Source organism: Mesorhizobium newzealandense, assembly GCF_042682145.1.
Classification (GTDB): Bacteria; Pseudomonadota; Alphaproteobacteria; order Rhizobiales; family Rhizobiaceae; genus Mesorhizobium; species Mesorhizobium newzealandense.
This window is the reverse complement of sequence record NZ_JBHUGZ010000012.1, coordinates 557,524-583,186: the sequence shown is the minus strand read 5'-3', so window position 1 is coordinate 583,186 and position 25,663 is coordinate 557,524. Positions and strand designations below refer to the sequence as shown.

Below are 25,663 nucleotides of genomic sequence, written 5' to 3'. Positions count from 1 at the left end.
ACTATACTCTCTTTCGGCTCGCCCGGTTCACATCGAGCATCGTAGCGTACTCGTCCTCGCTGGGCTTGAGAACCTCAGCAAGCTTTTCGGACTTCCCAAAAATCCAAAGCGCCGCGGCATAAACACCTATCGACACCTTTGCATCGCCCGCCTCCATCCTGCGCAGCGTAGGGATCGAAGTCCCCATCCTCGCGGCCATGGTCTTCAGGCTGTCTCCTCTACGCTCGCGGGCGATGCGCAGATGAGAGCCAAGTGTTTCCAGCGCAACCACCGTTGCATCGGTGAGGATTTCAAGCGATGTGGAGCTCTTTGACATAAACGTAAGGTTCCTCATACTCCGTCGTATAAGAACATATATGTTCTTTTCAAAGCCGAATTCAAGGGTTGGCTACCTACCTCCACGAATGTGAAAAGATTCTGACGCAGCCTCATGCATTCATCAACGCGGCTTGTAAGCCATGTTGATCCCGTCCTGAGCATCACGGATTGGAAGACGAACCCAGTAATGTTGAGGTGATGGTTGGTGGCACTTGCTACCTAATTCCGAAATAATGTAAATCACTAAGTGACAGACACTCAAAACTGCCCAAAGAAATATTATACCGATCGAAAGCATACGCCCGTCCCCACAAAAAAGTTTGATTATTCCCGAAGGCCTGGGACCGTGCTTTGGAAATCACTCTCCTCAAACGTTATTAAGTGCGATCCACCTCTCTTTCGTGTCATCGATGGACCGCCTTGAGGCGAGGATCCCCCATTAGGCTGGTGAAGCCGAACGTAAGGCCGATGAGGCCGATCACAAATAAGGCTAGCCGCCGCAATCGTGGGGTGGAGGGAGCTTGAGCTTCGCCCTGACCGAAATGCCAGAACTTTTCTGCATCATGCTTAGTCAAGTACGGCCCGGCCCAGATCCTGCAAGGGCACTGCTTCGACGCCATGCTGGAGCGGAAAATGCTCCGATCCCGGAAAGACAACGAAGCGCTACTCCGGAATAAGGTCCTCGCAGGCCCTTTTTCCACCCTTGGCGTCAGGCTGCGCCTTGATTTCGATGCCCCAGAGGCGCTGGACCGGCGGCGTTAGTAGCAAGTCAATCTCCGCACCCGCAACTGTTCGGTAGAAGTTGCTTAGGGTGCCGGCGGCAGTGAGGCCTTCGATTACAAACTCTTCCCAGGAGGCGCCGGCCACTGGATGTCCGCGCACGTCTTCCTGAGTTGCGAGACCGAGCAGCGTATGGGTGATGCCGCTGTCGCGGACATAAACGCGGGGGGATTTGACCAGACGCTTGCCGACATTGGCGTGCCACGGCTCCAACCGGCGCACCAGCAGGAGATCGACGAGCAGATCAAGATAGGACGCGACGGTCTTACCGTCGACGCCGAGCGCGCGGGCGAACTCGGCTGCGTGGAGTAGGCCGGCCTGGTGGTGGCCAGCATTGTCCAGAAGCCGCGCAGCGTCTCGGCCGGAATGCGCGGACCGAGGAGGGGGATGTCGCGCTCCAGATAGGTGCGGAGGAAATCCTGCCGCCATCGTTGACTGGTGCGGTCGTTAGTGGCCAGAAAGCTGTCTGGAAAGCCGCCGCGCACCCATAGCGGCCCAAGAGCGGCGGCGCCGACTTCCAGACCGTCGATCGGGCGCATCTCGAGATAGGCGATGCGGCCGGCGAGGCTTTCGCCCGACTGCTTCAGGAGATCGATCCATGCCGATCCCAAGAGCAAGAAGCGGCCGGCTTTTCGTCCAACGCGGCGGCCGCGGTCGATTAAGCCCCATCAACCGTCGATACGGGAATGGCCGTGAGTTACGATGTTTCGCGAACTCTTATCACTGTTGCAACATTGAATTGGGTAAGCTCCCCTCATCATAATTTACGGGGCGCCACAAGCGCCGCGCTCAACACTTGGAAAAGATTGTGTGGAGGTTCTCGTGACCGAATCACCACTCGAAGGAGTGAAAATACTCAGCCTGGCGGAACAGTATCCTGGTCCGTATGCTACCTTGCTGCTTGCAGATCTAGGCGCAGATGTCATTCTGATCGAAAGGCCCGACGGAGGTGATCCGGCCCGAAAGCACAAAAGCCTTTTTTCCTCGTTGAGCCGCAACAAGCGAAGTGTCGTCCTTGATCTTAAGTCAGCAGCCGGTCAGGAATCCTTACTCGAGTTGAGTAAAACTGCAGACGTTATTATCGAAGGCTATAGGCCGGACGTAATGAAAAAACTCGGATTGAGTTACGAGGAACTCAGTTCTGTAAATCGCCGTTTGATATATCTCTCATTGACTGGCTTCGGTCAGAATGGCCCTTACCGCAGGCGCCCAGCCCACGACCTCACCTGCCAAGGGTTGGCCGGGGTTCTAATTCAGCAGGGTCGAACCGGTCACCCGCAAGCACAGTTTCAATTGCCCCTTGCCGATCTCGCCTCGGGCACCCTGGCAGCACTGGGTGTGGTTTCGGCTCTACTGGCGCGGGAGCGAACCGGACTCGGCTGCTACATCGATCTGGCTATGACCGATAGTCTGGTGTCATGGATGACGCCGTATCTCTACGCGAGCCTAAACGGAAGACCAATGGCAGAGGTGTACACGGACGAACCCGCCAATGGGACGTTCGCTTGCGCAGATAACAAGCTCATTACGCTCAGCATCGTGCATGAAGATCACTACTGGCAGGCTTTGTGCCGGGCGACTGGTCTGGCGCAACTGGCCTCGGCAAGCCGTCAGGACCGCCTACAATACGCTTCTGACTATCGCGCTCAACTTGCTACCGCGATCGCCAAGGAAACGCGAAAGGCGTGGGCAGATATTTTTAATACGATCGAGATTCCTTGGGGGGATGTGCTTCACCTGAATGAAGTCGCGAGAGATCCGCAATTGTGCACACGAGACCTATTTGTCCGGCTTAGCTCGGAGGACGGCGACGAATGGCACCTGAACCAACCGCTACAATTCGACTGCTACAAAACCGGAATTCGGCTTCCCGCGCCAAAGCTCGGCGAGCACACTCAGGAAATTTTGTCCCGCTGCGAATCCAGCAGGACCGGACGCGACCACCCGAATTGATCAGTCGCGGGACACTTCTCTCACTATCCCTGGGAGTGCCCGCAACTTGAGCAATTCCTGATAGTTCGGCCACAGGCATTTGATTCACGGTCGTCCATATCGCGGCGATCATGGGGGCGCCGCGCCGGCGCTTGACGCGTGCGCCGCGTTTGCCGTGTGAGCAGGGGACGAGCGCGAGTGGGTGGGTTCTGGGAGCACATCTCGACGAACAACCGCAGCTATGAATCGGCAAAGAAACCGGGACCAATGGAGGCACTCAAATGCAAAATACTTCTATAGGAACGAAAGCCCGCCCGCAGGAGGAGGATCACGTGCCCCCACTGAAGGGTATTCGCGTCTTGGCATTCACGCACTACGCGGCAGGACCAATCGCAGCGCAGTATCTTGGTTCGCTTGGGGCGGAAGTCGTCAAGATCGAGGCGCCGGCCGGCGATTATCAGCGTAAATGGATCAAGGAGCCGACGGCGGACCCAGACGCACCCAGCCCCTATTTCTTGGGCATGAATCGCAACCAGCGTTCACTGTCCATTGATCTGAAAACGCCTGAGGCACAAGCGGTCATTCGCGAGATGATCTCCCAGGCGGATGTCATTCTGGAAAATTTCCGACCCGGAGTCTTGGAGCGGATGGGTATAGGCAGTTCCGCCGTTCTCGCGGAGCACCCTGGAATAATCTATTGCTCGATAGCTGCTTATGGTCCTGCAGGCCCAAGCCGAAACAAGCCGGCGCTGGATCTGATTATCCAAGCCCTGTCGGGCATCGCCAGCCTGGGTGGGGCAGCCGATGGTCCGCCCGTTCCTGCCGGTGCCTACGTTGTTGATACCTACACAGCATCACAAGCAGTCATCGGCGTTCAGGCGGCATTGCGCCAGCGCGATCAGACAGGGCTTGGTCAGTGGGTGCGTGTGGATATGATGTCGTGCGCGCTTCACTTGCTGGCGTCGGAGTCTTGCTATGCGCTGAACGCACAGGAGCCGGCAAGTCGAGGGCGAAATGGCATTAGCCACAGTCACCAGCCAGCGCCTTACGGCATCTATTCCACCTTGGACGGGGCGATTGCTCTGGTGGCTTACTCCGCATCCCTCCCCGATCTTGCCGCCGCGTTGGGCCTCAGCAAGCAGATCATACCGCTGCTGGCGGGGAAGGGCCCTTGGACAAACCGGGACCAGATCGCCGGTATCCTGTCAGGTCGTCTGCGTCAGCTGACCAGCGATGATGCGCTTACGCGCCTTGCACCCACGGGTATCCTGCTGGCCCCTGTACGCAGTATCGATCAGGCGCTGGCCGATCCTGATGTGGCCAGCGAACTGGTCCGCGACGTCGAACACAGCTACGGCGGCCGCTATCGCGTCGCGCTGGAGCCGCTGAAGCTTTCAGGCTCTGCACTCGTTTTCAATCGTCCTGCCCCCGATCTCGGCGAGCATTCAGTGGAGGTTCTGCGCGAGACGGGGATCAATCAAGACCGCATCGATGCGATGATTGCTAGCGGCGCAGTTCGTGTGCCCGGCAGCCCGGAGAATCGGACATAGCGATTCGAACCGAGACGCAATATAGGACATTTGCGTCGCTGCTGATCTTGAATGCCAGCGAAGACGCCATCACGAAAGCCACAGGATTGCCCGTCGGCATACCACTGCCGAAGCCTGCTACGCCGATACAAATGTGTTCGCGCTGTCGAACGTCGCGGCATCATGCTCCAATTCCTGCGATCGCGATCCGCCGTTTCCGCTAAGACACGAACCACGACATTATTAAGATCCGCGGCCAAGAGGTCCTTGGGCGCTTCTTTTACTCGCGTGCTCGGGTGCGATCTTGCGTCCCTTTGCTCGTCCAAAGGGCGGGTCGCAGGGGGCACCCCAGCGCTCTGCTCAGACGACATGAGCGTTGGTCGGAAGAGGATACCAAGCGCAGGCACACGGTCGATCGCGCCAAACAGGTCGGGCGATTTCAGGTGGCGGATCATGGCAGGCACAGGGGCAATACCGGTCACCTTCCTAACGCAGCGATTATGGGCAGTGTGTATTCCGCGACTTCCAGGTCCGAATAGGGCCTTGACGAAACAGCGGGTAGACTACCGTCCCCGAGTGGGAAGGAAGTACGTTTGAAGTCGCTAGTACCTCTGCACAGAGGTTATGACTCTTTGGAAGTCGGCTTGGGATAGGCTTTGGCCATCTTAAGGCGTGCGTTTTCGGTAGAGAACATCCAGTTGATGCGAGCGCCACTGGTGTTTCGCAGGTGCTCCCAGGCAGCGGTCTCCGCGACGAGGCGATCATAGCTATTGATGCGACGATCGAGGCACTGGCCGCGCAGGACGCCGATTTCGATCTCGACCATGTTGAGCCAGCTGGCGTGTTTGGGCGTGTAGTGGAATTCCAGCCGTCGAAGGACGCGTCGCGCCTCTGAAGCAGGCAGAGCCTGGTAGAGCGCGGCGGCCGAGTGGGTTGACAGATTGTCGAGCACCACCCTGACGCGTTCGGCCTGCGGGTAATGGATATCGACGAGGTCGCGCATGCAATGGGCAAAGTCTTCCGCGGCGCGCCGCTCGGTGACCTTGACTTTGCGCCAGGAGCGGTGTGCGTCGAGGAAGACGAACAGGTTGGCGGTGCCGTTGCGCTTGTACTCGCAGTCATACCGCTCAAGCCGGCCCGGTTCGGCCGGGATCGGCTGTCGCACCTCGCCGATGAGTTGGGTCGGGCTTTCGTCGAAGCACACCACCGGTCGCTTCGGGTCCGGTGCCTCGGCATAGAGGTCGAGCACGTCCTCCATGCGCGCGACATACTCGGCGTCGACCTTGGGGATGCACCACATGTCCTTGCGCCAGGGCTTGAGATCGTTGTCTGCCAAGCGTCGGCGCACCGTCTCGCGCGACAGTTCCTGGTGATCGGTCAGCTTGACGAACTCACCGGCCAGCAGTTCCAGGGTCCAGCGGGCGCGGCCCGGCGGCGGACTGGAACAGGCGGTGGCCACCAGCAGGGCTTCTTCCTTGCCCGTCAGCTTGCGTTGCGCGCCTGCGCGTGGCTCTTCGCTGAGCGCCGCCTCCAGACCCATCTCCACGAAGCGGCGCTTGGTGCGATAGACAGTGGAGCCGCCGACCACCACCGTCGCGGCAATGGCCTCGTCACCCAAGCCCGCGTCGACGGCGAGCAGGATCTGCGCCCGCTTGAGCTTGCGAGCCGGCTGCTTGCCGCCTGCCAGCATCGCTGTGAGTTCATCGCGTTCGGGTTGGTCGAGATCGACACGATAGCGTAGATTCATCCAGAAAGCCTCCTCGGTTGCCAAGGGTTCCGGATGAATCGAAAATTGAATCAATTACTTGACGGGCAAACGCCTGCGGGTCCCAGCTTCACCGAAAAACAGGGCCAGTACCTCGCCTTCATCTGGGCTTATATGCAGATCAACCGCCAGCCGCCGGCCGAACGCGACATGCAACGCTATTTCGGCGTCACCCCGCCGTCCGTCCACCAGATGGTGCTAACCCTCGAACGCTCCGGCCTCATCCGCAGGCAACCAGGTGTCGCGCGCAGCATCCAACTGCTCGTCGACCACGACATCCTACCCAAACTTCAGCCGGTTCAACCCGTCATAACCTCTGTGCAGAGGTACTAGTCGACGGCTCGGGTTTCGTCGCTGAAAAAATTGAGCAATGCGACATGTTTTCGCCAGCGGCAGACGGTGGATGCTGGCGACCCCGCGCCGACTTTCATTGGCCAGTCCGCGCGAAGAGAGGCTCGTATGGGCAGGAGCTTGCCGCAATCTGGCGACTTGGCTGGTAAGGGCTCATTTGGTCCGCGAAATTGCCTTTCGCCGATCTTATGAGATCCCATTAGCCACGGGGCCGGACTGCGCTTCTGCCGAAAGCCTCTCAGCGGGAGAAGGACGGCGAAATTGGAATCCAGGCTTTATCCTTTGATGTCCAGCCGCGGGCCAACGCCCATGATGGCGGGCTCGGCCGAAAGCAGCTTCTTCGCCGTCGCCTTGACCTGGTCGAGATTCACTTGCTCGATGAGCGCGGGACGGCGCTGGATGTAGTCGATGCCGTGCTTGTCGAGCTGCAAACCGATGAGCGTGGCTGCAATCGAGCTGGAGGAATCCAGATTATTGATAGCATAGGCGCCGATGGAATATTTCTTGCTCGCCTCGAGCTCGGTCTCTGTCGGCCCTGTTTCCGCCAACTCCTTGATAACTTGACGTATTGCGCCTAGCGTCTCGGCGGCCCTGTCGGCGCGCGTCGACGTGGTCACGACAAGCGCGTCGGAATGCTGGTAGCCTTCCAGGTTGGACCCGATATCGTAGGCAAGGCCGCGCTTTTCGCGCACCTCCTGGAACAGACGTGAGGTAAATGGCAAGCCTCCGAGTATATCGTTTATCAGCTGCGCAGCATAGAATTCCGGGTCGTTGGGTCCGATGCCGGGAAAAGCCAGCTGAAGCGAAGTCTGCGGCAGGTCGTATGCGACCAACGTCCACTGGCCGAGCTTCGGGGCGATGTCGGGGACCGGGGCGAGCGCCTGCTTCTGAGGCAAATTGGCGAACAATTGGTCGAGCTTTTCACTCAGGGCCTTGGCATCAATGTCGCCGACGACCGCAACGTGTAGCCCGTCACGGGCGAACATGGCCGTGTGGAAGGCGCTTAGATCCGCCGGCGTTATACCGGCGAGGCTTTCCTTGGTGCCCTTACTCGGCCTCGAATAAGGATGCGTGCCGTAGATTCTGCGGCGCCATACAAGCTCAGCGATCGCATGAGGTTCGCGCTCCTTGGCGATGATGCTGGAAAGAATCTGGGCGCGGACGCGGTCGACCGGCTCCTGATCGAAGCGGGGCCTGTTGATCGCGATCCTGAGCAGGTCGAAGGCCGCATCCTTCCGTTCGGAAAGCATGCGCATCGAGCCATAGATGCCGTCGCGCCATGCGTTGAAGCCCATCTCGGCGCCGGCGCCATCGAGCTTCAGTTGGAAGGCATTGCTGTCGAGTTCGCCCGAGCCTTCGTCGAAGAGGCCGGCCATTAGATTGGCAAGCCCTAGCTTGCCCACCGGGTCCTGCGCGGTGCCGCCATCGAAGACAAAGCCGATGGTGATGATGGGTGCCGTATGGTCCTCTACCAGCCAGGCGTTGATGCCTTTTTGAGATTTCACCACCTGGAGGTTCATCGCAGCCGCTTGGGCGGTGAGCCCTGGCAGGATGAGGAAGACGACGGCGAGGAGCAGGATGGCCAGCAGGGTGGCGTGGCGTGCGGTCCTCCCATCTCCCACAAGGAGAGCAGGGGAGGCAGATGCAAAGGTGCCGCGGTGTTGGTGGTTCGTCATCACATCAATTCTCCGTCTTGGGAACGAGATAGCCGGTGGTCGAATGGCCAGGCACGAGATAGCGGGCTGCAACGGCTTTGACCTGATCGGCGGTGACCTTGCGGATGCGGTCCGGCCATTCCTCGACATCTTTCAGAGTGCCGCCGGTGGCAAGCGTGGATCCATATATGTTGGCGATGTAGGACTGCTGATCCTGGGCGAAGATCTCCGAGCGGTTTAAGCGGTCTTTAGCCATGTCCAACTCGTCATTGCCAACGCCATCCTTGGCGATCCGGGCGACTTCGGCACCCGCCGCGGCTTCCAGATCGGCGAGCTTTGCATCGCCGCGCGGCGAGACGGAGATCGCGAACTTCGTGGCATCAAGCGAGGCCCCCTGGAATCGGGCGCTGGCCCCGGTGGCGACGCCCTCTTTCACCACAAGCGCTTGATAGAGCCGGCTGCGGCTGCCGCCGCCGAGGATCTCGGCCAGCAGATCGAGCGCCTCAGCCTCGCCGGGCTCGGCCGTGCGATAGGACGGAACCACCCAATGTGTTGAGAAGCGAGGCACCGAAACGCGCGCGTCGGTCAGCGTCACTGTGCGCTTCGTGTTCTGCTGAGGCTCGACCGGCCGGACTCGCGGCAGCAGCTCCGGTCCACGCGGGACCTTGCCATAGGTCTTCTCGGCCAGCACCTTCACCGTTTCCGGCTCGACGTCGCCGGCTACCACCAGCACGGCGTTGTTGGGGCTATAATATTTGTTGTAGAAGGCGACGGCGTCGGTTCGGTTAAGCTGCGCAATCTCATGCATCCAGCCGATGACCGGGATGCGGTAGGGCTGGTTCTGCCAAAGTGTGGCATCGACCGCCTCGTCAAGTATAGCCCCCGGATTGGTCTCGATGCGCCAACGGCGTTCCTCCAGGACCACGTCGCGCTCGATCTTGACGACGTCGTCGGTGAGGATGAGGTTGCGCATACGGTCGGCCTCGAAGCCCATCATCTGCTCCAATGCCGACGGTGTTACTGTCTCGAAGAAGGCGGTAAAATCGCGATTGGTGAAGGCGTTAATTGATCCGCCGATCTCGGCTACGGCGCGGGTCAACTCGCCAGCGGCGTGATTGGCCGTAGCCTTGAACATCAGATGCTCGAAGAAATGCGCGATGCCGGACTTGCCGGGCGACTCGTCGGCGCTGCCGATCTTGTACCACACCATATGAGTGACGATCGGCGCATGATGATCGGGGATGACGACCACCTCCATTCCGTTGTAGAGCAGGAACGTCACCCTGCCGTCGTCGTTGGCAGCCAAAACCGGAGCGGTCGTCGCGAGAATCAACGCGGTCGCAATAAATGCCCTGCGCAGCCGGTGAAACGGAACTTTGGTCCACGGCTCCGATTGTGGCGGTGAGATGATCGGCAAGGTTCCAGGCAAGGTGATTTGTTCCTCATGTTGAAGGTGCTCGGTGTCCGTCTTTCCTTGTGGGAGAAGGTGGAGCAGCGGGCAGCGCCCACTCGGGTGAGCAATCGGATCCATGTTGCAAGGGCTTACTCGTGCGTCCTTCTCCCGAGCCGGGAGACCGGCGGCGGATTTTTTCGGTGATGTGACCATGCGACAGCTTCTCCTTGGCGGGCACGCGGTTTGGTTGCACGCACGTCCCGTGCCAAATGAGAACCGTTTCTGAGCAATGGATACGCGAATGTCGCGTATCCCACATTGTCGGATATCGGACGGCGCTGGATGCGAGCGCTTGCGGTTTGGGACGATACTTTGCTGGCGCGGAAGGGCATTGAGCGTGCGGCCACTCGTGGCTCTGCACAGGGATTATGACACTTTGCCGGTGGGCATTGGATAGGCTTTGGCCATTTTGAGGCGGGCCTGTTCGCTTTAAAATATCCAATTGACGCCGGCGCCGCTGTTATTTCGCTGGTTTTCCCTAGCGGCGACGATTGGCAATGGGCTGTCACAGCTTTCGATACGGCGGTCGGGGCATTGACTGCGCAGGACGCCGATCTCGATCTCGACCTGTTAAGCCTGCTGGCATGCGTGGGGGTGTAATTGTATTCCAGCCGTCGCAGGATGCTTCCCGCCTCCAATGGCGGCAGAGCCTGATAAGGCGCGGGCGTGTGGGTCGACAGGTCCGGGTTGGTCGAGATCGACGCGATAGAGTGCATTCATCGGAATGGCCTCCTTCTCAATTGCGGAGGTTCTGGAAGAATCAGAAAATGAATCAATTCCTTGGCAGACAGCCGCTACCCTGCTTAACCGAAAGCAAGGCCAGTATCTCGCGTTCATCTGGACCTACAGCGCTCAACGGTCGCTCGCCGGCCGAACGCGACACGCAGCTCTTCTGCCGCGTCACCGCGCCCTCTGTCCATCAGATGGTGGCTCACCCTCGAGCGCGCTCGATTGATCCACCCTGGCCTCGCGCGGTATTGAACTGGCAGCAGGTCAAACCTCTCGTCGAACCCGACAGCCTACCCAGGTTACAACCCGCCGAAACCGTCAAATCCTCTGTGCAAAGGTACTGGCTGCGGGACTGGCGAGCATTGGCATTGTGGAAGGCATCATCATAGCTCACGGATTCCGAGGTTCCTGAATCTTCGGGGTGAGGCGGGACGTGCGGGAATTGGGTGCGTGGATTGATTCGAATTGAGGCTGTGCATCGCGGCTATCTTCCTCCTCCATTGCGAAACGTTCATATTGCTGAACCGGATAATATAGTTCGCAAGCGAAAGCAAAATCCAGGAGCAATTGTTGGAAAAAGGACTTCTTCGTCGGCGTAGGACCCTCCCGCTGGTAGAGGGACAATTGTAGAGTAGGCAGGAATGCGCCGTCGATGGTGGCCAACTGCAAATGTGAGCGGCCAACTCGCTTTTCTGATTTCTTCTGGTAGCCCATATCAACGTACTCCTAGTGTGCAATCATCGCACTCGTAGTGTACGAGCCTGACCCGAATCTGACGGATCGTTCGATTGTGATCCAGATCAAAGTTGATTTGGTCGCAATCCAAGCCCTCAGCGCTCTCGTGCTGCCTCTCCGATCAGGAGACGGCGGCCCGAGGTAAGAATGCTGTTCGAGCTTCCTACTGTGATCAGAGCCTAAATGCCGAAAAGGGCGCCGAGCCTTTCGGTGGCCGGAAGCAAGGGGTCGATCAAGCCAAGATCGTAGATCATCGTCGTTTCGAGATCCCCCTTGTGGTCGACGTAGTGCGATATGGCCTCATGCGATACTCCCTGGCCCGTCAACATCAGAGAGATCGCGATCCGCTTGAGGTCGTAGAGCTGGTGGTCGGGGACGCGGGAACAGGATTTTGATTTTAGGCCAGCGCAGACGTTGGGCCTGCACCATCCCAGCAACCCTGAGATGGATCGGCACCGCACGGTAGGTGTACTCGTAGAGCGAACGGGCAGCTTGATGCCTTTGGCGTTGTGCTTGGGCCAGACAAGCTTCTCCAGATCGAAATGGCCGAATTCCGCCTTGGCCAGGTCGCTGGGGCGGGCATGGTCAGAAACCGGATGCCCATGAAATTGCAGAGCTCCTGCATCTGGTCGTTGGCGGTTAACACCTGCCTCTTGACTGGAGCCATGTTCGGCTTGCAGGCGCCTCTAGGTGATCTATGTCAGGCGGCGCCTCAAACACGGGATAGAAGATGTGGGCCGCAATTTGCCGGATCTGCTCCGTGGAGTAATCCCGGCGGCGGCGCACCCATCTTCCGCGCGCGGATTGGACTGCAGGAGTTGCGCATGTCGACCAGCTGCATTCGGATGGTCCAGTTATAGAGCGCCAAAACGTGCCGCAACGCGCTGTTGAAGACATATGGCGAGGCAATTTGCTTTTGGAATTCCTCAAGAGGACTCGTCAGCTTCTCGAAAGCTGAGCCGAATAGCATGCGAACGCGAAAGGCTAGCCAACCTACCGCTAGCTAACCAACCTACCGCTATTTGAAGGGGTAATCACGAGTTCGCAAGCTCGATCCATTCGATCCAAATCTCGCGCAAGCCGTGCTAGGGCGATATGTGGACGGGCGACATTCCGGTCATGGCGAGGCCGGCGTAGCGGCAACGCCGCAGATTGCGTTCGCAGCCGGGATCGTGCTCTCGAGTTCGGTGCGCGGCTGTCAGCAAGGTATTACCGTGCGCATTAAAGGTATTACCGTGCGCATTAGCGGAATCGACCCCTGCGTCGGCAAAGTGCCGGAACGCTGCGATACTTAAGGGCACTACAAGTTCCAATTGTTTCTAGAGATATGCAATTGGGCGAATGAGGTATTTCAGATTGGAAAAGGGTCCTTTGGCCGAGCTGTTGGTCGAACAGTTCGAGAATATGCCGCCGCAGCTGCGGGTCGCTGCGCGTTTCGTGCTCGACCATCCTAAGGATGTCGCGCTGATGTCGATGCGCGAGCAGGCGAACCAGGCCGGCGTTTCGCATATCACCATGATGCGGCTGGCGCGATGGCTTGGCCTTGACGGCTACGAGGATATGCGCAGCCTTTACGCGCGGGCGCTGCGTGAGACAATCGCCGGTCAGCCGGCGCGACAGGGCGTCGAAAACGATGGCGCTCTGGGATGTTCGACTGTCGGGGTCATTGCCGACACGCTCGCGGCCCAGATTTCAAGCCTCGGTGAATACGGCAATGCCATGCAGTTCATCGCCGCCGCCGACCTGCTTGCAAGATCACGCAATCTGTTCGGCCTCGGCTCGCGCTCCGCTCATCCGGTCGCGAGCCACTTCGTTCACATGATGTCGTTTGTGGTTGGCGGTGACCGCAAGGTGACGCTTGTCAGCGAGATGGGCCGACAGGGTCTGGATGTCCTTCAGCACGCCGGACGTGGCGACGTGCTTCTGGCTGTGGGCATGTCGCCTTATGAACGTACGACGGTCGACGTGGCGCGCCAGTCGGCTCGGCAGGGGGTCGGCGTGGTGGCAATCACCGACAGCAGCGTGTCACCGCTGGCCCGGATCGCGCGGGAAACCATCATCGTTACGTCGAATTCGCAGTCGTTCTTCCGAAGCATGGCGCCGGCGTTCGCCGCCGTCGAGCTTCTGGCGGCACTGACGGCCGGGCGGTCCGAAACGGATGCCGCAGAGCGGGTAAAACAATCGGAAGAGCGGCTTGCCGCTTTCGGCATTTATTGGAAGCCTCGCCGATAGCATCTGGATCGAACGGGCATGGCGCCAGCCAGGCTGCCGGCAACAGTGATTTTCCGGAGGTCGTCCAGATGGTTCGTCCGACAACGCCTACCAAGCTCCTAATCCAGCCGCAAAAGGGTAGACGCCTCGGCAAACGCCGCGCAAATAGCGCGGCTAATCCCGCCTTTCATATTCTGCGCAGATCATGCCGGTGGCAGCTGCGCGCTTCGGAAAAAGTCCAGACAATGAAATTAAGCCGCGAGGGTCCGCTTCGCCGGCGCCGGCTCAGGCATTTCCGGCTGTTTCGGTTTGCGGCCGACCCCCACCGTCTTGGCCAATGCCGAGCATGCCGCGGCGTAATTTGGCGCACGGCAGTCTCCTCGGAAGAACACTGCGCCTGGCAATGCTCATGTGAAACCGTAAGAGTGCTCGTCAGCTTCTCGAAAGCTAAGCCGGATAACATCAGAGCGCCAAGGCTAGTCAACCCAACCCCGTTCGGAGGGCAACATGGACCCATTTCGCAATCTCGATCTTCCCTTGGATCCAAATTTCGCAGCGTCCTACGCCATGACGCACCAGGAGCAAGCGTTCCAAGCTGGGCAAGGGGACTTTGAACTGCACCTAAACAAGGCTCCGCAAGCCGGTGCCGTAAATCCCCTCACTATGGAGCGCCATAATCCCTCTGGGGGGCTTAAGCCCTTTGGTCAAACGATTTCTATGCTCGATAGCGATCAGCGGGTCAAATATGCTAAGGAGCTACGTGACCGTGACGGCTATCCCAAAGTCCCACCGTCTTTGGTGAATCCCACATCGCCAGCAACGGATACCAAGCAAAATCTCGCGCCGTGGAGGACGCTGCCACCTGAGGCGTTGCCCAACAAAATGGGGCTCTGCGCCAGCAAGCCACACACATCGGATGCAACTTTTCACAGTTCAAACTCCTCCACCACGAGCGCCAGTACATCTTCTCCGGCGAGGCCGAGCACCTCCGTGTTCGAATACAGGACGGCCGAATTGAGCCAGGCGAATGAAAACGGCATCTGCGTTGGGCTGACTGCGGAGTGGCTACTCAATCGCAACAACAGCGCGTCAGCCCGAATGAATGCGCTAATACCTGGATCGGAAAGGCATGCCTCAGCGGCTGTGCGGCAGCAGCAGTATCAGGACCTCAAGGATGTATTGCGAAGCGAGGGTGCAGGATCTTCTCAGGCCGACCTTCAGGCACAAAACACCGTGTTGCAGGAGGCGGGATTGGCACCATCCGGAAAAGAGAAGAAACACAAATTCGGCGAGCCTTCGAGCTTCTCGCGCATGCTTGACAAAATCACCGAAGACGGATCGACCCATTTGCTGAGCCTGTATTTCGCCCAAGGTGGTGCACACACAATTGCGACCACGGCGTCGAATGGAATGACCACGCTCTTCGATCCTAACTATGGAGAATTTACTGTTGGATCACGCGAGATGGCTTCATTGTTCCAAAGCCTCACCAATCGTTACAGGAACCCAAACGGGCAGCATTTGTCGACAGTCACCACACAAAGGATGTACTGAGTCGGGCCGAACTTTTCGACGGCTGGATATCACCTTCGTCACTGTGCGGAACACGGCCCGATCGCCGCGATGTTCATCCGGCGTCAGCCTGTAATGGGTCGACAGATGGCGCTTTAGCGATTTGAATTTCTTCCCGTTCCTCAAGGGAGAAAATGTAGTCCGGTGTCACCGACTTCCTGATCGGCACAGCAGGCTTGAGGGTAACCGGCTCTTCTGCCGAGAGGCTTGCGGCCGTGCCCCTCAGGGCTGCGTGCACTTAGCCGATCAGGGCAGGGAGATCCCCCACCGGGACCGGATTGGTTGGAGACATACGCTGAGACGACATCGGCGGTGAGCTCGATGAGGTTGTCGATGTTTTTGTCGGCTTGTTCTGTCATGAAACTCTCCGGGCGGCTTAAAGAGCTATGACGGAAGATGGTGTCAGGGGATCGTGCGTCTCGGAGGGATGTGGAACTGAAGAAGCTGCTATCTGTCGTCATGGCATCGATAGTCGCGTTGGGAGAGAAGCTTAGCCTGCTAAACACTTGAGGAGTAGTCACTTGCGTTTGGGCATTTCATTCACGGCGGGCGAGCCTGCTCAAGGACGAAGCAGGCAGCTCCTCCTTGAAATGTCCACCTAAAGCAAGCTCGCCTGCTCGGCCTGCCGGCGCAAATTCTGCCGCGGTCGCGGACCGATCTGCTGGATCACCAACCCGGCCGCCAGCGAGCCGAGATCGCCGCAATCCTTGAGGCTGCGCCCGGTGGTGTAGCCGTGCAGGAAACCGGCGGCATAGAGGTCGCCGGCGCCTGTCGTGTCGACCAGTTCCTTGATCGCGGTCGCCTGGATGAGCACGGTCTCGTCGCCGCGCACGGTGACCGAGCCTTTTTCCGAGCGGGTCACGGCGGCGATCCGGCAATCCTTGCGAATCTGCGCCAGCGCCTCGTCGAACGACGATGTCTGGTAGAGCGACTTGATCTCGTGGCTGTTGGCAAAGACGATGTCGACGGTGCCCGAGCGCATCAGGTCGAGGAACTCGTCGCGGTAGCGGTCGACGCAAAACGAATCCGAGAGTGTCATGGACACTTCGCGGCCTGCCGCGTGCGCCAGCTTCGCCGTCTGCCGGATCGCTTCCTTGGCCCGCGGCGGGTCCCACAGATAACCCTCGAAATAGGTGACCTTGGCGCCGGAAGCCTTGTCCGCCTCGACATCCTCCGGCCCGAGTTCGATGGCGGCGCCGAGATAGGTGTTCATCGAGCGCTCGCCGTCGGGAGTGACGAAGATCATCGAGCGCGCCGTCGGCGGCTCGCCCTTGAGCGGCTTGGTGTCGAAGGCGACGCCCTGCGCGTGGATGTCATGCGCGTAGATTTGGCCCAGCGCATCGTTCGAAACCTTGCCGAAGAAGGCGACGCGGCCACCGAAGCTGGCGACGCCGGCCGCCGTGTTGCCGGCGCTGCCGCCGGACGCTTCGATCGCCGGGCCCATGCGGCTGTAGAGCAGTTCGGCGCGCTGGGTGTCGATGAGGTTCATCGCGCCCTTGATGATGCCGTTGGTCTCGAGGAATTCCTCGTCGCACTGGGCGATGATGTCGACAATGGCATTGCCGATGCAAAGCACGTCATAATCCGGCATCAATGTCTCCGCCAAAAAACCCAGCCGGCTTCTTGCCATGCCGGTCGGGCGCGGGTCTAGCGAGTTGGAATGGGTGCCGCATGCGCTTGATCCAGCGTCGGCCCTCAAGCTGCTGCAGGTCCTGCCTCACGCAGCAAGTCGTCGGCTCTGTCCGTCCTCTCCCAGGTGAACTCGGGCTCTTCACGGCCGAAGTGCCCGTACGTCGCGGTCTTGCGGTATATCGGGCGTAGGAGATCAAGCATCTTGATAATGCCTTTCGGTTGCAGATCGAATAACTCGGGAATAAGGCGCTCGATCCGCTTTTCATCGATCCTTGCGGTCCCGAAGGTGTTGACGTGAATAGACACCGGCGCGGCCACGCCGATGGCGTAGGCAAGCTGCACCTCACACACCTGCGCAAGTCCGCTAGCTACGATATTCTTCGCAACGTACCGCGCCGCATAGGCAGCTGACCGGTCAACCTTGGATGGGTCCTTGCCCGAAAAGGCGCCGCCGCCGTGGCGCCCCATCCCGCCGTAGGAATCGACGATGATCTTGCGTCCGGTGAGCCCGCAGTCGCCGCGCGGCCCACCAATCACGAACCGGCCCGTTGGATTGACCAGGAACCTGAGCCCCGTCGTATCCAGGTGGGGCGGCAAAACCGGCTTTATGATCTCCTCAATGACGCCTTCTCTTACTGTTTCTTGTGAGACCACCTCGTCATGCTGCGTCGACAGGACTATGGTATCCAGCGCCACCGGGCGCAAACCTTCATAGCGCACGGACACTTGAGATTTTACGTCCGGACGCAACCAGCTAAGCTGTCCCGTTTTCCGGACCTCTGCCTGCCTTTTCGTCAAATGGTGAGCGAGTTGGATCGGCAAAGGCATCAATGTATCGGTCTCGTTGCATGCGTACCCGAACATGAGGCCCTGATCCCCCGCCCCCTGCTCGAGATCCTGTCCTCGACCCTTGTCAACGCCCTGGCTAATGTCGGGCGACTGCTCGGTGAGAGCCAGAACGACGGCGCAACGCCGACCATCAAAGCCGATGGCATCGTCGTCGTATCCAATATCGAGTATCGTATCGCGGGCAACTTGGCTGTAATCGATCTGCGCACTGCTGGTGATCTCGCCAGCCAGAACGACCATTCCGGTCTTGACCAATGCTTCACAGGCCACGCGCGCCTTGGGGTCGTTACGCAGGATTGCATCGAGGATGGAATCCGAGATGTTGTCGGCCATCTTATCTGGATGTCCCGCGCCGACGGATTCGGAAGTGAACACGAATTGCCTGGTCATGGAATGCCCTCGCTTCTGGGTGCTGGAGTTGTATGGGAGTGCGCTGGATTCGGCCGTCTTATCGGTCGGTGATACCAGGGACATCGAAGGCAGCGCAGAAGTCGGCAACGTCTTTTCGCACCGAGGCATGAACATCTGGGTCGGCGGGCTCGCGGCAGATCAGGTCGATGAAAGCGGCGATCTGCACCATTTCTCCCTGGCGCATGCCCATGGACGTCACTGCTGGTGTGCCTAAGCGGATACCACTTGTGACCGCCGGGTCTCGCGGGTCGCCCGGCACCATATTGAAGTTCGTAATGATGCCCGCCTTTGCCAGTCGCTCGGCATAGGCTTTGCCTGACAATGGTCGATCCCGAAGATCAAGGATCAGCATGTGATTGTCGGTCCCGCCGGTGACCAGCTCATAACCTCGCTCCAGAAGCGCCTCGGCCAGAGCCTTGGCATTCTTGACGATCTGCTGACCGTAGACACGGAAAGCCGGGTGAGAGGCTTCCTCCAAAGCGACAGCTAGCCCGGCGATGATATTGATATGGGGCCCGCCTTGCAGGAGAGGGAACACCGCGCGATCTATGCGTTTGGCGAGATTGTGTTTGTTCTTCGGATGATGGAGCGCCTGATGGCGGTCTTCATTCCTTGACAAAATGAACCCACCGCGTGGACCGCGTATCGACTTGTGGGACGTGCTGCCGACGACGTCGCAATGGCCGACAGGATTCGGGTGGGCTCCGGCGACAATCAGGCCACTGATGTGTGCGATGTCGGCCGCCAGATAGGAGTTCACCTCCAAAGCGATCTCGGCCATTGCCGCGTAGTCAAAGACACGCGGATAAGCAGTTGCGCCGACCCAAATGAGTTTCGGCCGTTCCCGTTTGGCCGTGTCGCGCAAGCCGTCATAATCAATTTGCTGCGTGTTTTCGTGCAGGCCATAGGGGACGCGTTGATAATCACTGCCGGAGAAGTTGACCGACCAACCATGCGTGAGATGGCCTCCCTCGGGGAGGGGCAAGCCCATGACCTTATCCCCGGGGCTCAAAAGTGCTCGATAGATGGCCTGGTTGGCCGGCGAGCCGGAATAAGGCTGGACGTTAGCGTGCTCACAGCCGAATAGCGCCTTCAGGCGCTCGATAGCGAGGTTCTCCAGCTCATCGACGATCTCGTTTCCCGTGTAATAGCGCGCACCAGGGTACCCTTCAGCGTATTTGTTGGTGGAAATCGAGCCGGTCGCTTCCAGCACCGCCGAGGAGGCAAAGTTCTCCGATGCGATGAGTTTGAGCGTCGTACGCTCCTGCCGCACCTGTTTTTGAAGCAGTTCGTGAACGCGGGAATCAACCGCGGCCAGGGGAGACCGTCCGTAGGTGTCGAGCGGCGCGCTTGCACTGGCAGCGGAATTTCCCATGGCAGTTTCCCGTTCCAATTGGATTGATCCTTCTCACGGCTAGCAGGCGGTCTCCTTGGACCGCGCATCTCGTATCTCTTCGAGGCGTTGCAGGTCTCGTTTATGATAGCCATCGTCGTGGGGCAGGAGATCAATCAACAATTGAACCAGCCCGCCGTCCCTGCCTCCCGCTTTGAGGTGGTACGAATACCCCCGACGTTGTTCGTTGCAGCAAAGAAAGTCAGCCTTGGCGAGCCGCCGGACGTGTCGTCCAACAAGCTCGCGCCGCAACCCCAGAACTTTCGCTAGCTCGCAAACCGTTAGGCTCGCGTGTGCGCAAAGGCCAAGGATTCGAAGTCGATCAAGATGCGCTGCCGTCCTCAGGCGATTGACTAGTGTCATCATTGGTAAGCATCAAGCCACATCAAAAATTGCGGCACTGGTCCTGCTGACTTCGTCATTTGGCGTCTCCGAAGATGCTACAGCTTCCGAAACCAATAGCTTCTTGGACCAAGGTTTACACGTTGGGCCGCAACCAAGGTGGGGGCTTTTATTGACCTGCCTTCAAAACCGAGATGCATGCTGTTCGGCCCTCGGAGAGCATGCAGCACCATGATTTGATCCCCACTTCCATCATGTGACATGCGTACCATTCGCGGGGGGGTGGAGTTGCAAAGACTCTACGAATTTCTTTGAAGGATTTGTTGCAACGACTGCTCCCATACGTTCGTAGGCCTGAGGATCTGGTCGAGTTCGCGCTGGCCGAAGCGCACGGCTATAATCGCGGCGCGCGCGTGGCCGGCTCATGCAGACGGATCAATATTGCGGATGGTTTGCGTCCTGCGTCCCGCCACCGTGATCCGGCATGCTCGCCCCTTCGCTCGGCACCAAGGCCGGCTACGAGAGCCGGCACCGCTATTTCGGAAACATCCAGTCACGTTTGCGAAGTGGCTGTTGGAATTGGTGATGCTTTGACGCATTGTCGCCGGAATTTAGCTGCGCCGCCGCCTCAATCTCCAACGAGACAGTCGGCGTTGCCTGAGACGGTTCGGTCCGGCACCGGCTCGTAAACCCCCAGCCCTCCAACTACGGGTCAGCGTCGGATCGAACCAACTCGGTTTCCCTGGAAATCGGGTGCGACGATCCCAAGACCTGAATGGCCGGCATCAGAAGCACGCTGAGGCCGGTTTTTTATTGGCTAATGCATATCCGCCAAAGACCGCAGTGGTTTTGGGACGACGACCATAAAGCAATAGTTTGGGTCGCGCCGGCCTGAACCGCAGGGGCGTTTTAGGCGGTGCCGGGCAAGAAAAGGTACCAGCAAGAGAAGGCGAACTCGCAACCGAGCGAGAGCTGCTCCCCTTGTCGCCTTTCGCGTTCAGACCTGTGAATCCTGCGCAGTACTCGCAAGCTCTGCTGATCCTGCCGGGCAGGGATGCTCGGACGCAGGATGCACCGCCCATAGGGTCAATCAATGTCGCCATCATTGGCTCTTGGAGTCGTCAGCTTCTCGAAAGTTAGACCTCCTAATAGGAGCCTTGGGCAACAATTGGAGGAAGGAAAGCATGTCAGATTTTGGCTTTCGTGGTTTGGTCTGACGGGCTCGATCCTGGCATGTTTCCAGAAGATCTGCGACGCCAGATCGCGTCGACGTGCGGCATGAGGCGATCGCTGCGAGTCCTGGCCGCTACTGCTAAGGTGAGCTTGGCCAGGATGTAGGCCGCGCCGTCCGGCCCCGGGCTGACCGCGACGGTCGACGGCCATGCTGCTGGTCTTCACACCTCATGCCACGTTTCATCTGGGCGATCGCACTTATACGCCGAAGTTCTGAAACACCACGGCTGACCGAGATCAGCCCCAACACCATCGGAGATGGAATATGACGGGCATTGGCCGACCCGGAAGATCGCGCATGGGCAATGCTGGAACCGACAGCACATGGGCATCGAGCAGTTCACGCTCGCAATCAAATCTTGCCCCTGGGGAAGGCAGCCAATCGTTCGATTCCGTCGTAGAGCAAATGCGCTCTGGACCTCAAGATAGCGGCACATCCTTCGCTCGCGTTCCGCCCGGTGCCGATGATGTCCTTGGCGATGGGCCTTCCGGTCCCTCCGTTGGCGCGCATCGAAGCCCACATTCAGCCACTACGAGGCGGGCTGTCACTGCGCGCCGCCGCGGTTATCCTTCAATGTCCGAGGCTGGAGCCAGCCAGCCGCCAGCCTGGGATGTGGCAGTCCCCATTTCCTTGAGAGGCGAAGAAATCAACGCGGCAAAGCAACGAGTGGACGGCCTGCAGGAGGAACTGGAGGCTTGCCGCAATGCGGCCATGAAGGCCCGGAACCTGGAGGAGGCGCAAGAGCTGATCGATCGGGTGGTCAATGCAGGCTCAGCAGTTCTGGACTACTACGCGAGCCTGCCACAGGCTGTGGCGCGGAGCATTCTGTCCGACGATGAAGCGCGTCAAGTCCGCTCCACTGTGCTCGATGCGGCGGACCAATGCGACCAACTGGGCAGACCGACTATCTACGCCTTGGAACAGAGCAAGGAGCGTACGACCGCCCTGCTCAGGGGGCTCCAAGCCAGCGCTACCGGCGACCAGCTGAGCCGATCGGTTTCCAGTCTAGCGCAGCCCCATGTGCTCAGCATGGAGTGGTGGGAAAAGAAGACATGGCGCTGCGAACGGATGCGGTCCGTCTGCGCGGCCACTGTCAACTTACCAAGTGCAACTACCGAGATCCGACAGGTCGAAGAGGCCGCCCTGCGGCTGCACACCGGCTGGCTAGTGAATAACAAGGTCACGCTGGTGCAATCGCGGATCTCTCTCGCGCAGGTCAAGATTGAGCCGCTGGCGAGCACGTTCGAACCAGCCGTGAGGGACATCCTCATGGATGAGAAGGGACGGGTGCGTCTGCTGGGAACCTTCGTCGGTGACGTTTTTCCGGCATTCCTCTCTACGTCCGACGCTGTTCTGAAGAGCAATGGGCGCCCACTCGACGCAGAGCACTGTGCCGTTCTGGAAGGCGTCATGGAGCGGCTTTCGGAATTTGCATTGGCGTTGCAAGACGACATCGTTGCCAAGCTAAGCGATGGCCGAACAGGTGCCGACCTCCCATTGCAACTGTTGGGCCAGATCGTGGACGACGCTTGGATCACTGCGCACGAGGTTATGCACTTGCTGGCACTGCAGCCGAATACCTCAGCCGTCATTACACCGTGGGCTGACGCCGGCGCTGCGATACCGGCCGACGGCAAGGCTGCAGTGGCCGAAGGCTCTGCATCGCGCAGGAAGGGGAAAGGCAAGAGCAAGCAGGCCGCTGGCGCCGGCAGCTCGGCTACCGGGCGGCCGCAAGTGGCTGCCGGCGGCAGCGTCACGGCGCCAGCAACCAAGGTTCTCGTGCGCTCGGATCTAGGTACGAAGAAGCTCGTGAGCGCAAAGGAGGCGCATGCAAGTGCGTCGTCGGCGGCTGCACATTTGGCGATCTGGCAGACCCCGGCGTCGAGGGCGGCCCTGACGGGACGACTCACGCGGTTGGACGAACTTTTGCAGTTCGATCTGGCTAGTCAGCAACGGACCGTCTCGCGAGCGCGCCAGATGAAACCCGAGGACTCCGACCACGCCGTGGACACCGTGGTCGAGCGCCTGCAGACGCAGGCCACCGAGATGCAGGCCTGTCTGGCTGCGTTGGAGGAACCTCGTCGGCGCGGCCTATTCACGCCTGCGCAAGTGGTCGAAGTGCACGACAAAACAGTCCAGCTCAAGGGGATGTTGTCCGAAGCGCGGGGACTGGCCAAGGCTTTGACCGAGGAAAAGGCCTCTACTTCGATCGAATGCATGAAGACCTACGCCTTTCCGTCACAAAAGTACCTTGAACACTTGCGGGAGGCCAACGAGTTGACGCCTGCCGATCGACCACGCGCGTTGAGGGACGAGCCAGGGACACTGTTCGAGATCAGGCTGCAGCCCAAGGCGCTGCGCAATGGTGCAATGCCGAGGCCGATGTGGGTGCACATCCATACACAGCAACCGGTATTTGCAGGGCAGTTGGCGATGCTGGATGACGCCGACTTCGCCGCTTGCCACGTCAAGTCCAATGAGCAGCGCGGCCACAATCGGCAGTGGCAGGACGCCCGGGCTGCGATCGGTCACGAGAACGTCGTGATCCACCGCGGCAAGCTCACCCCTGCGTTCTGTAAGTCCTTGTTGACCACAGTGCCTGGCGGCCAGCCACGCCACCCGCTTGCCGAGGCGGAGCACCGGTCGGTGCGGGCTGCTCGACGCTGGATATAGGTGGGGACCTCTCGCGGTGCCACCGGGATCGAGCTCGATCCGGTGATCGCACGCGTCGTCCGGCTGCGGCAGCCGCGCGCATCCTCACCGGCGACTTCGCCCGCACCAAGCTGCCGGCGAGTTTCGATCCCCATTGGTCCGCCCTTATACGATCGCGCGGTACGATGCGAGCGCGCCTATCGCTCGATGGGTTTGCGTCTTCATGACTACTGCATCGCGCTCGATCGATCTCTTGAAGCCGGGCGGGTTCGCAGTGTTCATGACGTATTCGACATCATGGACAAGATCGATAGCCGAGCGCGAGAGCGTATTGCGAGGTCGACCAATCTCGTCGTTGCCGTTCGACTGCCCGAAGATAGTTTCCGAGGCTGATGCCGGCATCGAGCCGGCAGCATTCCCGATAAGCGCGCCAGCATCAATCCGCAAGCTGTTCCGCTCCGCGATGCGCTGCGCGAGATGCTGAAGGCCCAGGAATTGGATGAGAACGTGCAGATCAAACAGCGCGTCGCCGCGCGGCAACGACTCTTACGTGCGGATCAGCTCACTGTCAGCTCGTTCGAGTATCTTTTCGAGCGCAACCCAACGCCCCAAGCTCACTTCCAAAGATTCATGCCAAAAAGGGAAACGAATTGCCATGTACAGTCGAATCAGTGGCTCATCTACAAGCGCCTGCGAAGCTAACGAAACAACGCCGTCTAACGACAGTGATAGCTTTGGGGAAACAATTGCAAGCATGGCGCCTGATCTCCATGCTAGTTCGTCTTCAGCGCCCGCACGGCCATACGCGCTCGTTTCCCAGCCTCCTATCGTCGAGATCGACAGGTCTTCATTCGGTAGGAAAGTGAGGGAATTTTACGGCGATGAAATCAAACAAATCGCGGACAATCCGCAAGAGTACACGGATTTCGTGTCCTCAAAAGCCGCGCGCACGGTAATGGTTGCAAGGCTCTGCGGTGGTACCCACGATGATACGGAAGAGGCGCGATACTTTAGTTATCAGCTAGGCAAAAAAAGCGTTGGGATCTTAAGAACAGAAGGCGGATTTAGCATCGAAGGAGAATCGTGGCGGGAACAGTTTCCTGGGAAAGATCGGATCACATCCGTCGTAGACCTTCGGGTTACTCATCCGCTAGCCGACAATGCAGGCGATATTTTGCTTGAACATCAACTTCGGCTCGACGGCAATCAGGCGCTGGTCATGTCACGACCTGCCGCGACGGAAAATGAAGCCCGCCTAGACCAAATGGGCTTTGTTCACGTGGGTGACAATCGGTGGATACTTGATCCTACACAGCATCCCGAAAAATGGGCGAAGAATAGTGACGGTGAATGGCAGCGGGCTGACAAACCTCCTCTATATCTGTCCAATGCCGAGGGCTATGATGCCGATAGCGAAGTAAGCATTGGGGCCAATTCCAGCGAAGCAAGCTTTGAGACAAACTCGTCCGATGATGACCCGTCTTGGTATTTGAAAAATCTCAATTTGAACCAGGATCGGTAATGAAAGAGAGCGAATCACCGGTGGTTGCTTTGTCCTTTTTGTGCGCTCGAGAGCACCCCCCAGGACAGAGCACCCCCAGGACATTGGAGCAGAACGGCCCTTGTCCATACATCCGTCAAACACTGGCTCCGGCCGATCCGGATCGGCTTCAGCCGGCGCCGGGAGCGATCCTGCAAGCGATTGTGGTGTCGCAGGAAACGATCGCCTCCCGATTGGTCTGGCTACCGTCGATGTCGATGCGGTCCGGTCGGCCACGACGCTCCAGCGCTGCTCGCCGAAATAGAATTCGCCGGTATCGCCGACATTGTCGATGGCGCGATAGAGATACATCCGCTGGCCACGGACCTTGGTGGAGATCTCGTCGACATGCCATTTGCCGGTCACGCTGCGCTTGCTGCGGTGGAAGCGCTCCAGCAATAGCGGCGCGAAACGAGCGGTCAAGCGGTGGATGGTCTTGTGATGTGATCGGCCTTGCCGCTCACGAGTAACAAAACGTTGCAACGTATCCCTGTCGACGACCAAATCGACCAGCTTGCGCGTCTCTTCGGACTTCACAAGGCTTACAAAGTCTGAAGGCGGCATGGCCGATCTGCGAATT

General features: G+C 59.1%; 19 protein-coding genes and 4 pseudogenes. 8 read left to right on the top strand and 15 right to left on the bottom strand.

The window, feature by feature from the left end; genetic code table 11:
* Nucleotide 1 precedes the first annotated feature (1 nt).
* Both ACFSOZ_RS19305 and ACFSOZ_RS19300 read right to left on the bottom strand, forming a co-directional pair.
* Nucleotides 2–316, bottom strand: a complete 315-nt coding sequence (locus ACFSOZ_RS19305; RefSeq protein WP_095085309.1) for a helix-turn-helix domain-containing protein — start codon at nt 314–316, stop codon at nt 2–4.
* A 665-nt stretch (nt 317–981) separates the two neighbouring features.
* Nucleotides 982–1,527, bottom strand: a complete 546-nt coding sequence (locus ACFSOZ_RS19300) for a DUF4143 domain-containing protein (protein WP_379100447.1) — start codon at nt 1,525–1,527, stop codon at nt 982–984.
* Nucleotides 1,528–1,920: 393 nt separating this feature from the next.
* On the opposite strand from ACFSOZ_RS19300, the gene ACFSOZ_RS19295 reads away from it, so the two are divergent.
* A complete protein-coding gene (locus ACFSOZ_RS19295) occupies nt 1,921–3,051 on the top strand; it encodes a CaiB/BaiF CoA transferase family protein (protein WP_167392130.1) in 1,131 nt (376 codons plus the stop codon).
* Between the two features lie 260 nt (nt 3,052–3,311).
* Nucleotides 3,312–4,580 (top strand): CaiB/BaiF CoA transferase family protein, encoded by a 1,269-nt coding sequence (locus tag ACFSOZ_RS19290; RefSeq protein WP_095085164.1) that lies wholly within the window; start codon nt 3,312–3,314, stop codon nt 4,578–4,580.
* A 601-nt stretch (nt 4,581–5,181) separates the two neighbouring features.
* Here ACFSOZ_RS19290 and ACFSOZ_RS19285 read toward each other — a convergent pair.
* A complete protein-coding gene (locus ACFSOZ_RS19285; protein WP_095081716.1) occupies nt 5,182–6,306 on the bottom strand; it encodes an IS630 family transposase in 1,125 nt (374 codons plus the stop codon).
* A gap of 45 nt (nt 6,307–6,351) precedes the next feature.
* Between ACFSOZ_RS19285 and ACFSOZ_RS19280 the strand changes: the two genes are divergently transcribed.
* A complete protein-coding gene (locus ACFSOZ_RS19280; RefSeq protein ID WP_245330990.1) occupies nt 6,352–6,657 on the top strand; it encodes a LexA family protein in 306 nt (101 codons plus the stop codon).
* A 293-nt stretch (nt 6,658–6,950) separates the two neighbouring features.
* Here ACFSOZ_RS19280 and ACFSOZ_RS19275 read toward each other — a convergent pair whose 3' ends face one another.
* The 4 genes from ACFSOZ_RS19275 to ACFSOZ_RS19260 form a co-directional block, all read right to left on the bottom strand.
* Complete coding sequence (locus ACFSOZ_RS19275; protein WP_095085311.1) at nt 6,951–8,351, bottom strand: M16 family metallopeptidase; 1,401 nt, start codon at nt 8,349–8,351, stop codon at nt 6,951–6,953.
* Nucleotides 8,352–8,355: 4 nt separating this feature from the next.
* Entirely contained in the window at nt 8,356–9,636 is a 1,281-nt protein-coding gene (locus ACFSOZ_RS19270; protein WP_245331116.1) for a M16 family metallopeptidase, read from the bottom strand.
* A 1,266-nt stretch (nt 9,637–10,902) separates the two neighbouring features.
* Nucleotides 10,903–11,226, bottom strand: a complete 324-nt coding sequence (locus tag ACFSOZ_RS19265) for a hypothetical protein (protein WP_206073717.1) — start codon at nt 11,224–11,226, stop codon at nt 10,903–10,905.
* A gap of 200 nt (nt 11,227–11,426) precedes the next feature.
* Nucleotides 11,427–11,576: a hypothetical protein gene (locus tag ACFSOZ_RS19260; protein ID WP_245331117.1), complete on the bottom strand. Its 150-nt coding sequence runs from the start codon at nt 11,574–11,576 to the stop codon at nt 11,427–11,429.
* Between the two features lie 1,042 nt (nt 11,577–12,618).
* Here ACFSOZ_RS19260 and ACFSOZ_RS19255 point away from each other — a divergent pair.
* Complete coding sequence (locus ACFSOZ_RS19255) at nt 12,619–13,479, top strand: MurR/RpiR family transcriptional regulator (RefSeq protein WP_378924343.1); 861 nt, start codon at nt 12,619–12,621, stop codon at nt 13,477–13,479.
* Nucleotides 13,480–13,709: 230 nt separating this feature from the next.
* Here the strand turns inward: ACFSOZ_RS19255 and ACFSOZ_RS19250 are convergent.
* A pseudogene (locus ACFSOZ_RS19250) lies at nt 13,710–13,826 on the bottom strand (MucR family transcriptional regulator); the annotation flags it as partial.
* A gap of 139 nt (nt 13,827–13,965) precedes the next feature.
* Between ACFSOZ_RS19250 and ACFSOZ_RS19245 the strand changes: the two are divergent.
* Nucleotides 13,966–15,012: a YopT-type cysteine protease domain-containing protein gene (locus tag ACFSOZ_RS19245; protein WP_245331118.1), complete on the top strand. Its 1,047-nt coding sequence runs from the start codon at nt 13,966–13,968 to the stop codon at nt 15,010–15,012.
* Nucleotides 15,013–15,078: 66 nt separating this feature from the next.
* Here ACFSOZ_RS19245 and ACFSOZ_RS19240 read toward each other — a convergent pair.
* The 5 genes and pseudogenes from ACFSOZ_RS19240 to ACFSOZ_RS19220 all read right to left on the bottom strand — a co-directional run.
* Nucleotides 15,079–15,389 (bottom strand): annotated as a pseudogene (locus tag ACFSOZ_RS19240) (Ros/MucR family transcriptional regulator); the annotation flags it as partial.
* Nucleotides 15,390–15,628: 239 nt separating this feature from the next.
* Nucleotides 15,629–16,621, bottom strand: coding sequence for an adenosine kinase (locus ACFSOZ_RS19235; RefSeq protein ID WP_379100445.1), 993 nt, complete (start codon nt 16,619–16,621; stop codon nt 15,629–15,631).
* 104 nt (nt 16,622–16,725) lie between these two features.
* A complete protein-coding gene (gene metK, locus ACFSOZ_RS19230; protein ID WP_095085167.1) occupies nt 16,726–17,901 on the bottom strand; it encodes a methionine adenosyltransferase in 1,176 nt (391 codons plus the stop codon).
* A gap of 58 nt (nt 17,902–17,959) precedes the next feature.
* Nucleotides 17,960–19,297 (bottom strand): serine hydroxymethyltransferase, encoded by a 1,338-nt coding sequence (locus tag ACFSOZ_RS19225; RefSeq protein ID WP_379100443.1) that lies wholly within the window; start codon nt 19,295–19,297, stop codon nt 17,960–17,962.
* 39 nt (nt 19,298–19,336) lie between these two features.
* Nucleotides 19,337–19,678, bottom strand: coding sequence for a winged helix-turn-helix domain-containing protein (locus ACFSOZ_RS19220; protein ID WP_379100503.1), 342 nt, complete (start codon nt 19,676–19,678; stop codon nt 19,337–19,339).
* A 1,477-nt stretch (nt 19,679–21,155) separates the two neighbouring features.
* Between ACFSOZ_RS19220 and ACFSOZ_RS19215 the strand changes: the two genes are divergently transcribed.
* Together ACFSOZ_RS19215 and ACFSOZ_RS19210 are read left to right on the top strand one after the other, a co-directional pair.
* Nucleotides 21,156–23,564 carry a hypothetical protein gene (locus tag ACFSOZ_RS19215; protein WP_379100441.1) on the top strand — a complete coding sequence of 803 codons (2,409 nt, stop codon included), beginning with the start codon at nt 21,156–21,158 and terminating at the stop codon, nt 23,562–23,564.
* 21 nt (nt 23,565–23,585) lie between these two features.
* A pseudogene (locus ACFSOZ_RS19210) lies at nt 23,586–23,930 on the top strand (class I SAM-dependent methyltransferase); the annotation flags it as partial.
* Between the two features lie 159 nt (nt 23,931–24,089).
* Here the strand turns inward: ACFSOZ_RS19210 and ACFSOZ_RS19205 are convergent.
* Nucleotides 24,090–24,299: a hypothetical protein gene (locus ACFSOZ_RS19205; protein WP_143748758.1), complete on the bottom strand. Its 210-nt coding sequence runs from the start codon at nt 24,297–24,299 to the stop codon at nt 24,090–24,092.
* Here ACFSOZ_RS19205 and ACFSOZ_RS19200 point away from each other — a divergent pair.
* Nucleotides 24,298–25,065 (top strand): host specificity protein, encoded by a 768-nt coding sequence (locus tag ACFSOZ_RS19200; protein ID WP_379100439.1) that lies wholly within the window; start codon nt 24,298–24,300, stop codon nt 25,063–25,065. The two genes, ACFSOZ_RS19205 and ACFSOZ_RS19200, sit on opposite strands and share 2 nt — an antisense overlap.
* A gap of 110 nt (nt 25,066–25,175) precedes the next feature.
* Here ACFSOZ_RS19200 and ACFSOZ_RS19195 read toward each other — a convergent pair.
* Nucleotides 25,176–25,524, bottom strand: a pseudogene (locus ACFSOZ_RS19195) (DDE-type integrase/transposase/recombinase); the annotation flags it as partial.
* Nucleotides 25,525–25,663: the final 139 nt, after the last annotated feature.

Coding starts and splice junctions, on each gene's coding strand:
- ACFSOZ_RS19275 (WP_095085311.1), bottom strand. CDS start 8,351: ATGACGAACCACCAACACCGCGGCACCTTTGCATCTGCCTCCCCTGCT.
- ACFSOZ_RS19290 (WP_095085164.1), top strand. CDS start 3,312: ATGCAAAATACTTCTATAGGAACGAAAGCCCGCCCGCAGGAGGAGGAT.
- ACFSOZ_RS19220 (WP_379100503.1), bottom strand. CDS start 19,678: ATGACACTAGTCAATCGCCTGAGGACGGCAGCGCATCTTGATCGACTT.
- ACFSOZ_RS19265 (WP_206073717.1), bottom strand. CDS start 11,226: ATGGGCTACCAGAAGAAATCAGAAAAGCGAGTTGGCCGCTCACATTTG.
- ACFSOZ_RS19205 (WP_143748758.1), bottom strand. CDS start 24,299: ATGCTTGCAATTGTTTCCCCAAAGCTATCACTGTCGTTAGACGGCGTT.
- ACFSOZ_RS19285 (WP_095081716.1), bottom strand. CDS start 6,306: ATGAATCTACGCTATCGTGTCGATCTCGACCAACCCGAACGCGATGAA.
- ACFSOZ_RS19235 (WP_379100445.1), bottom strand. CDS start 16,621: ATGCCGGATTATGACGTGCTTTGCATCGGCAATGCCATTGTCGACATC.
- ACFSOZ_RS19200 (WP_379100439.1), top strand. CDS start 24,298: ATGGCGCCTGATCTCCATGCTAGTTCGTCTTCAGCGCCCGCACGGCCA.
- metK (WP_095085167.1), bottom strand. CDS start 17,901: ATGACCAGGCAATTCGTGTTCACTTCCGAATCCGTCGGCGCGGGACAT.
- ACFSOZ_RS19260 (WP_245331117.1), bottom strand. CDS start 11,576: ATGTTGACGGGCCAGGGAGTATCGCATGAGGCCATATCGCACTACGTC.
- ACFSOZ_RS19225 (WP_379100443.1), bottom strand. CDS start 19,297: ATGGGAAATTCCGCTGCCAGTGCAAGCGCGCCGCTCGACACCTACGGA.
- ACFSOZ_RS19305 (WP_095085309.1), bottom strand. CDS start 316: ATGTCAAAGAGCTCCACATCGCTTGAAATCCTCACCGATGCAACGGTG.
- ACFSOZ_RS19245 (WP_245331118.1), top strand. CDS start 13,966: ATGGACCCATTTCGCAATCTCGATCTTCCCTTGGATCCAAATTTCGCA.
- ACFSOZ_RS19215 (WP_379100441.1), top strand. CDS start 21,156: ATGACGGGCATTGGCCGACCCGGAAGATCGCGCATGGGCAATGCTGGA.
- ACFSOZ_RS19300 (WP_379100447.1), bottom strand. CDS start 1,527: ATGGCGGCAGGATTTCCTCCGCACCTATCTGGAGCGCGACATCCCCCT.